Annotated in this window: 12 protein-coding genes; 6 read left to right on the forward strand and 6 right to left on the reverse strand. The window is 71.2% G+C overall.

Annotated elements, in window-relative coordinates:
• Positions 1–71: 71 nt before the first annotated feature.
• Positions 72–752 (reverse strand): SDR family NAD(P)-dependent oxidoreductase, encoded by a 681-nt coding sequence (locus ITJ54_RS02170; protein WP_194625659.1) that lies wholly within the window; start codon positions 750–752, stop codon positions 72–74.
• A 101-nt stretch (positions 753–853) separates the two neighbouring features.
• Here ITJ54_RS02170 and ITJ54_RS02175 point away from each other — a divergent pair, with 101 nt between their 5' ends.
• Positions 854–1,687, forward strand: a complete 834-nt coding sequence (locus ITJ54_RS02175) for a helix-turn-helix domain-containing protein (protein WP_194625660.1) — start codon at positions 854–856, stop codon at positions 1,685–1,687.
• A gap of 46 nt (positions 1,688–1,733) precedes the next feature.
• Here ITJ54_RS02175 and ITJ54_RS02180 read toward each other — a convergent pair whose 3' ends face one another.
• Positions 1,734–2,990: a beta-ketoacyl-[acyl-carrier-protein] synthase family protein gene (locus ITJ54_RS02180; RefSeq protein WP_323741566.1), complete on the reverse strand. Its 1,257-nt coding sequence runs from the start codon at positions 2,988–2,990 to the stop codon at positions 1,734–1,736.
• A 30-nt stretch (positions 2,991–3,020) separates the two neighbouring features.
• On the opposite strand from ITJ54_RS02180, the gene ITJ54_RS02185 reads away from it, so the two are divergent.
• Positions 3,021–3,584, forward strand: a complete 564-nt coding sequence (locus tag ITJ54_RS02185; RefSeq protein WP_194625661.1) for a TetR/AcrR family transcriptional regulator C-terminal domain-containing protein — start codon at positions 3,021–3,023, stop codon at positions 3,582–3,584.
• A 35-nt stretch (positions 3,585–3,619) separates the two neighbouring features.
• Here ITJ54_RS02185 and dhaM read toward each other — a convergent pair whose 3' ends face one another.
• From dhaM to dhaK, 3 genes are read right to left on the reverse strand one after another with little or no spacing between them, the layout of a single operon-like run.
• Positions 3,620–4,345 (reverse strand): dihydroxyacetone kinase phosphoryl donor subunit DhaM, encoded by a 726-nt coding sequence (gene dhaM / locus ITJ54_RS02190; RefSeq protein WP_194625662.1) that lies wholly within the window; start codon positions 4,343–4,345, stop codon positions 3,620–3,622.
• Positions 4,342–4,968, reverse strand: coding sequence for a dihydroxyacetone kinase subunit DhaL (dhaL, locus tag ITJ54_RS02195; protein ID WP_194625663.1), 627 nt, complete (start codon positions 4,966–4,968; stop codon positions 4,342–4,344). Before dhaL ends, dhaM begins: the two co-directional genes overlap by 4 nt.
• A 44-nt stretch (positions 4,969–5,012) precedes the next feature.
• A complete protein-coding gene (gene dhaK / locus ITJ54_RS02200; protein WP_194625664.1) occupies positions 5,013–6,014 on the reverse strand; it encodes a dihydroxyacetone kinase subunit DhaK in 1,002 nt (333 codons plus the stop codon).
• Positions 6,015–6,321: 307 nt separating this feature from the next.
• On the opposite strand from dhaK, the gene ITJ54_RS02205 reads away from it, so the two are divergent.
• Positions 6,322–7,047, forward strand: a complete 726-nt coding sequence (locus ITJ54_RS02205; protein ID WP_194625665.1) for an MIP/aquaporin family protein — start codon at positions 6,322–6,324, stop codon at positions 7,045–7,047.
• A 71-nt stretch (positions 7,048–7,118) separates the two neighbouring features.
• Positions 7,119–8,630, forward strand: coding sequence for a glycerol kinase GlpK (gene glpK, locus ITJ54_RS02210; RefSeq protein WP_194625666.1), 1,512 nt, complete (start codon positions 7,119–7,121; stop codon positions 8,628–8,630).
• A 145-nt stretch (positions 8,631–8,775) separates the two neighbouring features.
• Here the strand turns inward: glpK and trpD are convergent, their stop codons facing one another.
• Positions 8,776–9,822 carry an anthranilate phosphoribosyltransferase gene (gene trpD, locus ITJ54_RS02215; RefSeq protein WP_194625667.1) on the reverse strand — a complete coding sequence of 349 codons (1,047 nt, stop codon included), beginning with the start codon at positions 9,820–9,822 and terminating at the stop codon, positions 8,776–8,778.
• 71 nt (positions 9,823–9,893) lie between these two features.
• On the opposite strand from trpD, the gene ITJ54_RS02220 reads away from it, so the two are divergent.
• Both ITJ54_RS02220 and ITJ54_RS02225 read left to right on the forward strand, forming a co-directional pair.
• Entirely contained in the window at positions 9,894–10,532 is a 639-nt protein-coding gene (locus ITJ54_RS02220) for a cytochrome c oxidase subunit 3 (RefSeq protein WP_194625668.1), read from the forward strand.
• A gap of 21 nt (positions 10,533–10,553) precedes the next feature.
• Positions 10,554–11,366, forward strand: coding sequence for a cytochrome c (locus tag ITJ54_RS02225; RefSeq protein WP_194625669.1), 813 nt, complete (start codon positions 10,554–10,556; stop codon positions 11,364–11,366).
• Positions 11,367–11,385 lie beyond the last annotated feature (19 nt).

The following is an 11,385-nucleotide window of genomic DNA, read 5'->3' on the forward strand; positions in this document are numbered from 1 at the left end:
TGCCAGCTGGCACCGGGCCTCCCGTCCGTCATGTGGTCGCGCTGGACCGGTCGCCGTCGCGACCAACGGCCTCAGTACTCGATCCGACCGTTCCGGTCGTGGAACTCCCCCGTCGGCCCCTCGCTGCCGAGCGTGGCGAGCATCACCGTGGCGTCCGTGCCCTCGGTGATCGTCTGGTGCCCGCCGAAGCCGTTGAACTCGGTCGCCGTGTAGCCCGGGTCGCTCGCGTTCACCCGGAACGTCGGCAGGTTCTTGGCGTACTGCACGGTGAGCGCGATCACCGCGGCCTTCGAGGCCGCGTACGGGATCGACGGCACCGGGTACTCGTCGTGCCCGGGCGTCGTGAGCCACCGGGTGAAGCCGACGCCCGAGGCGACGTTGACGACGACGGGACTGGCCGACGCCTGCAGCAGCGGGAGTGCTGCCTGGGTGACACGGACGATGCCGACGACGTTCGTGTCGAGCACGCCGGTCATGACGGCGGCGTCGAGGTCGTCGACGCCGAACGAGGCACCGAGCACCCCGGCGTTGTTGACGAGCACGTCGAGCTCGGGGATCGACGCGATCGCGCTGTCGACGCTGGACTGGTCGGTGACGTCGAGCTGGACGACGTGGGCGCCGAGTGCGCGGGCGTCGTCGCCGGTGGACGGGTCGCGCATGCCGGCGTACACGGTGTGGCCGGCCTCGATCAGGCGGCGGACGGTCTCGAGTCCGAGGCTGCGGTTGGCCCCGGTGATGAGTGTGGTGGTCATGTGCCCAGCCTGCGCCCTGTGCCACAGGACTCCCAGGTGCCGCTCGACGGTGGGACTCCGAGTACCACCTCCGATCGGTCCGGAGCGACGAAGATGGGTCCATGAGCGAGTTCGCGAACGTGTTGCGGTCGTGGCGGGACCGTGTCCGACCGGAGGAGGTCGGCCTGCCCGCGGGCGCCGGTCGGAGGACCCCCGGGCTCCGCCGCGAGGAACTCGCCGCGCTCGCCGGGGTGAGCGTCGACTACGTCGTCCGGCTCGAGCAGGGCCGGTCGGTCAACCCGTCGCCGCAGCTGCTCGGCGCCCTCGCGACCGCGCTGCGCCTGACCACCGAGGAGCGCGACCACCTGTTCCGGGTCGCCGACGCCGCACCGCCGTCGCGGAACGTCGTCCCGCGGCACGTCACGCCGGGTGTGCAGCGGATCGTCGACCGGCTCGGGGACGTCCCCCTCGCGGTGTTCACGGCGACGCACGACATCCTGCTGTGGAACGACCTGTGGGCGGCGATGACCGGCGACCCCGAGCGTCTGGTCGGCCTCGAGCGCAACCTCGTGTGGCGGCACTTCATGGTCGGGCAGCACGGCGTGGAGTACGACGCCGAGCACGCCGAGGAGTTCTCCAGTGACCTCGTCGCCGACCTCCGCACGGCGGTCGGGCGGTACCCGGGCGACCGCGCCCTCGCCGAGCTGGTCGCACGGCTCCGCGCCGAGTCCCCCGAGTTCGCGCGCCGCTGGGACACGGCCAGGGTCGCCGAGCACCGGGCGAGCCGGAAGACGGTGCTCACCGCGGTGGGGCCGATCGAGGTCGACTGCGACGTGATGACCGTGCCGGGCGGCGACCTGCGGATCGTCGTCTACACGGTGGTGCCCGGGTCCGAGGCGGCGTCGACGCTCGACCTGCTGCGCGTCACCGGCCTGCAGGACCTCGCCCCGCGCTGAGCGACGCCAGGCCGAGCCGACCGAGCCGGCCGAACACCCGGACCGCTCACACCGCGAGCAGCGCCAGCGACGCGTTCTGCCCGCCGAAGCCGAACGAGTTGTTCAGCGCCGCGCGGACCGGGGTCCGACGGGCCGCACCGGACACCACGTCGAGGTCGATCGCCGGGTCCAGGTGCTCCAGGTTCAGCGTCGCCGGCACCACGCCGGTCTCGAGCGCCCGGACGGTCAGGATCGTCTCCACGGCGCCGGCCGCACCGAACATGTGCCCGACCGCGCTCTTCGGGGCGGTGACGACGGCTCCGCGGCCGACGACCCGGGCGATCGCGGCGGCCTCGCTCGCGTCGCCGAGCGGGGTGCTGGTCGCGTGGGCGTTCACGTGGTCGACGTCCGTGCCGGTCAGGCCGGCCATGCGGAGCGCCTGCGTCATCGCCCGCTCCTGCCCGGAGCCGTCGGCGCGCGGCGCGGTGATGTGGAACGCGTCCGAGGTGATGCCCCACCCGGCGAGTCGCGCGTGCACCCGGGCCCGGCGGGCAGCGGCGTGGTCGGCCCGTTCGAGCACGACGATCCCGGCACCCTCCCCGAGCACGAACCCGCGGCGGCTGCGGTCGAACGGCCGCGAGAGCGTGGTCGGGTCCTCGCCCTCCGGCTTCGCGAGTGCCTGGGACTGGGCGAACGCGGCCATCGTCACCGGGGTGACCGCCGCCTCCGTCCCCCCGGCCACGACGACGTCGGCCTCCCCGGAGCGGATCAGTCGGGCGCCCATGGCGATGGCCTCTGCCCCGGACGCACACGCCGACACCGTCGTGTACGCGCCCGCCCGGGCGTCGACCTCGATGCTGATCTGCGCCGCGGCCCCGTTGGCCATGAGCATCGGCACGGTGCGCGGCGACACCCGACGTGCTCCGCTCCGACCGAGTTCGTCGTGCGCGTCGAGCAGGGTCTCGATGCCGCCGATCCCCGTGCCGACGACGACGGCGAGCCGCTCCGGGTCGAGTCCGGTCGCGGCACCGGCGAACCCGGCGTCCGCCCAGGCCTCCCCCGACGCGACGAGCGACAGCTGCTGGCTGCGGTCGAGCCGCGCGGCCCGCACCCGGCCGAGCGCCCCCTCGGCGTCGAGGGCGGCATCGGCGCCGACGCGGATCGGCACCCGTGCCCACAACTCGCCGTCGCGGTCGAGCTCGTGCACCCCGGACCGACCGGCCACCAGGGCGTCCCAGAGCGGGTCCACCCCGTGCCCGAACGGCGAGACCGCGCCGTACCCGGTGATGACGATGTCGCTGCTGTCGCTGTTTGTATGCTGCACAAGTGGAGTTGTACCACGTACAATTCGGAGATGGCAACCCCTCGTGGCACGGCGACGCGCGCTCGCATCCTCCAGGCGGCGGCGGACCTCCTCGCCGACCGGAACCCCCGCACGCTGACGGTCAGCGAGGTCGCGCGCTCGGCCGGGGTCTACCCGAACCAGATCACGCACCACTTCGGGTCGAAGGACCGCCTCGTGGTGGACGCCGCCTTCGTCCGGTTCCTCCGCGACACCACCCGGCTGCAGTCGGCAGGCCGACGGGCATCGACGTCCGAGGGCTTCCGGGACGTCCTCGCCCGCACCGCCCTCGCGATGCCGTCGACGAGCCTCCTCGTCACCGCGCTCGGGCTGGCGCAGGACGACGACGCCCTGCGGGAGCGCACGAGCACCCTGCTCGCCGTGCTGTTCCGGCAGTCGGAGCGCTACCTCGAGCGGGTGGTCGCCGAGCACGGGTGGACGAGCGAGCGCGGGGTCGCCCGCGATGCCAGGACGTTCTGGAGCGCGGTGTTCGGCGCCGTCCTGTTCGCCACGGCCGGCGCGGTCGGCGGACCCTCGGACGTGGACGTCGCCGCGACCGTCAGCATCACGGGCTGACGACCGCGGCGACGCGAGCGCTCAGTGGGTCGGGCTCACTCGCCGAAGCCGGACCGGACCAGGGCCTCGAGCGCGTCGACGGCGTCCTGGGCGTCCTCGCCCGTCGCCTCGATCGACACGGTCGCGCCCTTCGGCAGGGCGAGCGCCATGATCCCGAGCAGGCTCTTCGCGTCGACGCCGTCCACGCGGACGGCCGCCTCGTACTTCGCGGCCGTCTTCACGAACTCCGCCGCGGGGCGGGCGTGCAGCCCGCTCTCGTTGACCAGCTGCACGGTCGCGGACGCGGCCACGTCGTCAGCGGGGCCGGCTCCGGTGTCCGGCACCGGGCCTCCAGGCTGGTCGCCGTCATCCGGTCGGGAGGCTCCCCCGGCGTCCGCCTCGGATGCTGCGGCCGAGTGGGCGGCTGCGAGCACTGCGTCGACGTCGCCGCCGGTCTGGGCGGCGACCGCCGCGGCGACCGTGCCCTCGACGAGCGGGGCGTCGGAGACGTGGACCCGGGCGCGGACGTCGTCGTCGAGGAAGTCGAGGGCGGTGTCGGTGGTCAGGTAGGCGGAACCGAGGTCGCACAGGACGACGACCGCGTCGGCGGACCCGAGTTCCTCGATGCCCGAGGTGATGGCCTCGAAGGACGTGCCGATCCCACCGTCGTCCGTGCCGCCCGCGGCGACGAACCGGACGTCCGCCGCCATCTGCCTGGCGAGCTCGACCGTGCCGGAGGCGATCGCCGCGCTGTGCGAGACGACCAGGATCCCGACGCTCACGCCGCGTCCACCGCGGCGCGCAGGATGTAGGCCGTCGACTGCGCGCCGGGGTCCCGGTGGCCGACGGCGCGTTCGCCGAGGTAGCTCGCGCGGCCCTTGCGGGCGACGAGCGGCTCGGTGGCCTCGGCACCCGTGCGGGCGGCGTCGGCGGCGGCCTCGAGGACGCGCTCCGGGGACTCCCCCGCCTGCGCTGCCGTCGTGGCCGCGTCGACCGCCGGGGTCCAGGCGTCGATCATCGTCTTGTCGCCGACCTCCGCCTTGCCGCGGGACACGACACCGTCGCGGGCCGCGGCGAGCACCTGCACGAGCGTGTCGGCGTCGAGCTCGGTCGCGTCGCCGGCGGCCTGGGCTGCCTTCAGGTACGCGGTGCCGAACAGCGGCCCGGCGGCACCGCCGACCGTGGAAATGAGCTTCGTCGCCACGGTCTTGAAGACCGCGCCGGGGGTGTCGAACGTGCCGGACTCGACGGCCTCGAGCACGGCGCGGAACCCGCGGTCGAGGTTCTCGCCGTGGTCACCGTCGCCGATCTCCCGGTCGAGCGTGACGAGCTCGGCCCGGTGTTCGTCGATCGTCGCGGCGGTGCGTCGGACCCAGTCGGTGGCCCATGCGGTGTCGAGCGCCAATGTCGTTCCTTCCTGCGGGGCCGGGGGTGCCGGCCGGTTCAGTGTCAGCGGCCCCAGCGCAGTGCCGGGGTCTCCACCGGTGCGTCCCAGAGCGTGATCAGGTCGTCGTCGAGCACCGTGACGGTGATCGAGAAGCCCTGCATCTCGAGGGACGTGACGTAGTTGCCGACCAGGCTACGCGCGACCTCGTGGCCGCGAGCGGCGAGCACCTCGGCGGCGCGTCGGTAGGCGATGTAGAGCTCGGACAGCGGCGTCCCGCCCATGCCGTTCACGAACAGCAGCAGGCGTGACCCCGCCGGCAGGTCCAGGTCGGTGAGGACGGGCTCGAGGACCCGGTCGACGAGCTGGTCGGCCGGCGCCATCGCGATGCGCTCCCGACCCGGCTCGCCGTGGATTCCGATGCCGAGCTCGACCTCGTCGTCGGCGAGGGTGAAGGACGGCTCCCCTGCGTGCGGCACGGTCCCCGGTGCCAGCGCCAGGCCCATCGACCGGGTGACGTCGTTCACGTGCCGGGCGACCGCCGCGACCGCGTCGAGGTCGTCCCCGCGCTGCGCGGCGGCACCGGCGCACTTCTCCACGACGACCGTCCCGGCGACACCGCGTCGTCCCGCCGTGTAGAGCGAGTCCTGCACCGCCACGTCGTCGTCGACCACGACGGTCTCGACGCGGATGCCGTCCATCTCGGCGAGCTCGGCGGCGGTCTCGAAGTTCAGGACGTCGCCGGTGTAGTTCTTCACGATGTGCATCACGCCGGCGCCACCGTCGACGGCCTTCGTCGCCGCGACCACCGGGTCCGGCGTCGGGCTCGTGAACATCGGCCCCGGCACCGCGGCGTCGAGCATCCCGAAGCCGAGGAAGCCGGCGTGCAGCGGCTCGTGCCCGCTGCCGCCGCCGCTCACGAGGGCGACCTTGCCCGCGACCGGGGCGTCCGCGCGGTGCAGGTGGACCGGGTCCTCGACCAGCACGACGTGACCGGCATGTGCTGCGGCGAACCCGCGGACGGTCTCGGTGACGACGTCGTGCGGGTCGTTGATGAGCTTCTTCATGGCGGTGGGCCTCCTCGGGTCGGGACCGGGACGAGGCCTGCACACCGCCGACGTCGTCCGGAGTGGGGCCAGGTTACAGCGGGCGGGTGTTCCCCGAGCGTGCACGTCTGTGCACGGCCTGGGAGGCGGGAACCGGGGTGTCGATGGTCAGGCGCCCGCTCCCCGTGCACGTTCGTGCAGTTTTCTGGAGAACGCTCACGAGGACCCCCCGTGGCCTGGAAACCCGGCAGTATGCTCGCCCCAATCACTCGATGGGGAGTGCCGAGCAGCACCGGGCCTCCCCAACCAACACAGTTGGAGGTCACCGATGGACGACATCGGCGTCAAGTTCCTGTCCGAGCTCGTCGGCACGGCGATGCTCATCATCCTGGGTGGCGGTGTCGTCGCCGCCGTCTCGCTCAAGAAGTCGAAGGGCTTCGGCGCGGGCTTCCTCATGGTCACGATCGGCTGGGGCTTCGCGGTCTTCGCCGGTGTCACGGTGTCGTACAAGTCCGGCGGCCAGCTCAACCCCGCGGTCAGCCTGGCGCAGGCCATCCTCGGTAACATCTCCGTCGGCACGATGCTGCTCTTCTGGCTCGCCCAGATGATCGGTGCGGTCATCGGTGCCGTCATCGTCTGGCTGGCGTACAAGCAGCACTTCGACGAGGAGCCCGACCCCGCCGCCAAGCTCGGCGTGTTCTCCACCGGCCCGGCGATCCGCTCGTACGGCTGGAACCTCGTCACCGAGATCATCGGCACGTTCGTCCTCGTCTTCACGGTCATCGCCTTCACCAACGGCCAGACCCCGGCGCAGCTCGGCGCCATCCCCGTCGCCTTCATCGTGATCGCGATCGGTGTCAGCCTCGGTGGCCCCACCGGCTACGCCATCAACCCGGCACGTGACCTCGGCCCGCGCATCGCGCACGCCTTCCTGCCGATCAAGGGCAAGGGCACGAGCGACTGGTCCTACGCCTGGGTCCCGGTCGTCGGACCGCTGCTCGGTGGCGCGATCGCCGCCGGCCTGTCCTTCGCACTCCTCCCCGTCGTCTCCTGACGCCGACACCTCACACCACGACGGTCGACCCCGAGGCCGACCGCAGCACCGACCACACAGAAGGAGCACCCATGGCCGACTACATCGTCGCCATCGACCAGGGCACGACCAGCACCCGTGCCATCGTCTTCGACCACTCCGGTTCGATCGTGTCCAGCGGTCAGAAGGAGCACGAGCAGATCTTCCCGCGTGCCGGGTGGGTCGAGCACGACCCCAGCGAGATCTGGGACAACACCCGTGAGGTCATCGGCCAGGCCCTGTCCCGCGCCGACATCACCCGCCACGACGTCGCGTCGGTCGGCATCACGAACCAGCGCGAGACCGCCGTCGTCTGGGACAAGACCACCGGCAAGCCGATCTACAACGCGATCGTCTGGCAGGACACCCGCACGCAGGCCATCGTCGACAAGCTCGCCGCCGGGGACACCGACCGGTACAAGGCGATCGTCGGTCTGCCGCTGGCCACCTACTTCGCCGGCACGAAGATCATGTGGATCCTCGAGAACGTCGAGGGTGCACGCGAGAAGGCCGAGGCGGGCGACCTGCTCTTCGGCACCACCGACACCTGGGTCCTCTGGAACCTGACCGGCGGCACCGACGGCGGCGTCCACAAGACCGACGTCACCAACGCGTCCCGCACGCTCTTCATGGACCTCGAGACGCTGCAGTGGCGCGACGACATCCTCGCCGACTTCGGCGTGCCGAAGTCGATGCTCCCCGAGATCGTCAGCTCCTCCGAGGTCTACGGCCACGTCGAGTCCTCCAGCCTGCTCCGCGAGGTCCCGATCGCCGGCATCCTGGGCGACCAGCAGGCCGCCACGTTCGGCCAGGCGGCGTTCGACAAGGGCGAGTCGAAGAACACCTACGGCACCGGCAACTTCCTCATCTTCAACACGGGCACCGAGATCGTCCGCTCGGAGAACGGGCTGCTCACCACCGTCGGCTACAAGCTCGGCGACGGCGAGACCCACTACGCGCTCGAGGGCTCGATCGCCGTCACGGGGTCGCTCATCCAGTGGCTCCGCGACAACCTCGGGCTCATCCAGAGCGCGCCGGAGGTCGAGGCCCTCGCCAAGACCGTCGACGACAACGGCGGCGTGTACTTCGTGCCGGCGTTCTCCGGGCTCTTCGCGCCGTACTGGCGTCCCGACGCCCGCGGCGCGATCGTCGGCCTGACCCGCTACGTCAACAAGGGCCACATCGCCCGTGCCGCCCTCGAGGCGACCGCGCTGCAGACCCGCGAGGTGCTCGACGCGGTCAACGCCGACTCGGGCGTCGACCTGACCGAGCTCAAGGTGGACGGCGGCATGACCGCGAACAACGCCCTCATGCAGTTCCAGGCCGACATCCTCAACGTGCCCGTCGTGCGCCCGGTCGTCGCGGAGACGACCGCGCTCGGTGCCGCCTACGCCGCCGGCCTGGCCGTCGGCTTCTGGGCCAACCTCGACGAGCTCCGCGCCAACTGGCAGGAGGACTCCCGCTGGGAGCCGCAGCTCGACGCCGCGGAGCGCGAGCGCACGCTGCGCCTGTGGAAGAAGGCCGTCACGAAGACCTTCGACTGGGTCGACGAGGACGTCCAGTAACACCGCACCACAGCACTGAACGCACTGGCGCGGATCGCTCAGTGGAATCGCGCCAGCGATTCGCGATCCGCGCGGGCCGAGCCTGCGAGGCCCGGTGCCGGTCCCTGGGACCGGCACCGGGCCTCCCGGCATTGTCCGCTCCGCGCTACGCGGCGCCGACCCAGTCGGCGAGTTTCTGCTCGGCCGCTCCGGAGTCGACCGCCTCGGCCGCGACCAGGAGCTGCTCGCGGAACCGGTGCAGGATCGGACGGTCCCACTCGGTCGGGTCCTGGGCCAGCCGGAACGAGACCAGGCCGGCGGCGGCGTTCAGCAGCACGATGTCGCGGACCGGGCCGGTCTCCCCGGCGAGCACGCGACGGACGATCGCGGCGTTCACCTCGGGCTCGCCGCCGAGCAGGTCCTCGGTCCGGGCGCGGGGGATGCCGAGGTCGCGCGGGTCGAGGTCGTGCTCGGTGACGCGACCGCCGGTGACCTCCCAGATGTGGCTGTGGCCCGTCGTCGTGAGCTCGTCGAGGCCGTCGTCGCCGCGGAACACGAGCGCCGTCGCACCGCGCGTCTGGAACACGCCCGTGATGATCGGCACGAGCTCGAGCTGTGCGACGCCGACCGCGTTGGCCTCGCACCTGGCGGGGTTCACGAGCGGTCCGAGGAAGTTGAACACCGTGGGGACGCCGATCTGGCGCCGCACGGCGGCCGCGTGGGCGAACCCGGGGTGGAAGGCGCTGGCGAAGGCGAAGGTCAGACCGACCCGGCGGAACGTCTCGGCGACGCGCTCGGCGTCCATCGTCAGGTCGAGCCCGAGGGCCGCGAGGACGTCCGACGAGCCGCTCTTCGACGACGACGCCCGGTTGCCGTGCTTGACCACCGGGACCCCGGCGGCGGCGATCACGACGGCCGCCATGGTGGAGACGTTGACCGTCCCGACGACGTCCCCGCCGGTGCCGACGATGTCGAGCGCCATCGGGTCGACGTCCAGCGGGACGGCCGCCTCGAGGATGGCGTCACGGAAGCCGACGACCTCGTCGACCGTCTCGCCCTTGGCGCGGAGGGCCACCGCGAAGGCGCTGATCTGCGCATCGGTGGCCCTGCCCGCGACGATCTCCTCCATGGCCCATGTGGACTGTCTGATGGTCAGGTCCTCGCGCGCCATGAGCGCACTGATCACCACGGGCCAGGTCAGGAGGTCAGACATGCCGACGATCGTACTGTTTTCGAACGACCCGCCAGTTGACTGGCAAAACACTGTCGGTGGTTTCGGCCATAATGGAGCTTGTGACAAGCACCCCTCTCTCCAGACCAGCCAGCGGTACGGTCCTCAACAGGCCGAACCCCGTTGCCGTGGGGACGATCGTGTGGCTGGGCAGCGAGGTCATGTTCTTCGCCGGCCTGTTCGCGATCTACTTCACCCTGCGCAGCACCTCGCCCGAGCTCTGGGCACGCGAGACCTCACACCTCGAGGTCCCCTTCGCCTCGGTGAACACGATCATCCTGGTGCTGTCCAGCTTCGCGTGCCAGTTCGCCGTCTTCGCCGCCGAGCGGTTCCAGGTGCACCGCACGAGCTGGAAGCCGACCGACTGGGGCATGACGGAGTGGTTCTTCGTCACGTACTGCATGGGTGCGATCTTCGTCTGCGGCCAGATCTTCGAGTACGCCAACCTCTGGCACGAGGGCATCACGCTCTCCTCGAGCGCCTACGGCTCCGCGTTCTACTTCACCACCGGCTTCCACGGCCTCCACGTCACGGGTGGCCTGATCGCCTTCCTCCTCACGATCGGTCGTGGCTTCGCCGCCAAGAACTTCGGTCACAAGGAGGCCACCACGGCCATCGTCGTGTCGTACTACTGGCACTTCGTCGACGTGGTCTGGATCGGCCTCTTCGCCGTCATTTACCTTCTCAAGTAGGAAACGGACAGCACCAAGCGCATGTTCAACAGCAGCAAGTCCAAGAAGAAGGGCCGTCGCTCCCCCGTGGCGACCGTCTCGCTCATCGTCGTCGGTCTGATGACGACCGGCGGGGCGTACGCCCTGTTCAGCTCGACGGCCAGTGCCGACGACAACGTCAGCACGGTCGCCGCCTCGAGCCAGTCGCAGGTGAACGAGGGCGAGAAGCTCTTCGCGTCCAACTGCGCCACGTGCCACGGCCTGTCCGCGCAGGGCACCAGCGAGGGCCCCTCGCTCATCGGTGTCGGCGCCGCGTCGGTCGACTTCCAGGTCGGCACGGGTCGCATGCCGCTCGCGCAGCAGGGCCCCCAGGGCGAAGAGAAGCCCTCGCAGTTCACGAACGACCAGGTCGACGCGATGGCGGCGTACGTCGCCTCCCTCGGCCCTGGCCCGGCAGTGCCGTCCGAGTCGCTCACCAACGGTGCTGACGGTGACGCAGCGGAAGGCGCCGAGCTCTTCCGCATCAACTGCGCGATGTGCCACAACGTCGCCGGTGCCGGTGGTGCCCTGACCGAGGGCAAGTACGCACCGAACCTCGAGTCGGTCACCGGCAAGCACATCTACGAGGCCATGCAGACCGGCCCGCAGAACATGCCGGTCTTCAACGACCTCAACATCACGCCGGAGCAGAAGGCGGACATCATCACGTACCTCAAGTACGTGCAGGACAACAAGTCGCCCGGCGGGTTCGCCCTCGGGTCCATCGGTCCGGTGGCCGAGGGTCTGTTCATCTGGATCTTCGGACTCGGCGCAGTGGTCGCGATGACCGTGTGGCTGACCGCGAAGTCCAACTGATCGTCCGTGTCGCACGACA

This window comes from Curtobacterium sp. VKM Ac-2865 (assembly GCF_015350905.1).
Lineage (GTDB): Bacteria > Actinomycetota > Actinomycetes > Actinomycetales > Microbacteriaceae > Curtobacterium.

Coding starts and splice junctions, on each gene's coding strand:
- ITJ54_RS02170 (WP_194625659.1), bottom strand. CDS start 752: ATGACCACCACACTCATCACCGGGGCCAACCGCAGCCTCGGACTCGAG.
- ITJ54_RS02175 (WP_194625660.1), top strand. CDS start 854: ATGAGCGAGTTCGCGAACGTGTTGCGGTCGTGGCGGGACCGTGTCCGA.
- ITJ54_RS02185 (WP_194625661.1), top strand. CDS start 3,021: ATGGCAACCCCTCGTGGCACGGCGACGCGCGCTCGCATCCTCCAGGCG.
- dhaK (WP_194625664.1), bottom strand. CDS start 6,014: ATGAAGAAGCTCATCAACGACCCGCACGACGTCGTCACCGAGACCGTC.
- ITJ54_RS02205 (WP_194625665.1), top strand. CDS start 6,322: ATGGACGACATCGGCGTCAAGTTCCTGTCCGAGCTCGTCGGCACGGCG.
- glpK (WP_194625666.1), top strand. CDS start 7,119: ATGGCCGACTACATCGTCGCCATCGACCAGGGCACGACCAGCACCCGT.
- trpD (WP_194625667.1), bottom strand. CDS start 9,822: ATGTCTGACCTCCTGACCTGGCCCGTGGTGATCAGTGCGCTCATGGCG.
- ITJ54_RS02220 (WP_194625668.1), top strand. CDS start 9,894: ATGGAGCTTGTGACAAGCACCCCTCTCTCCAGACCAGCCAGCGGTACG.
- ITJ54_RS02225 (WP_194625669.1), top strand. CDS start 10,554: ATGTTCAACAGCAGCAAGTCCAAGAAGAAGGGCCGTCGCTCCCCCGTG.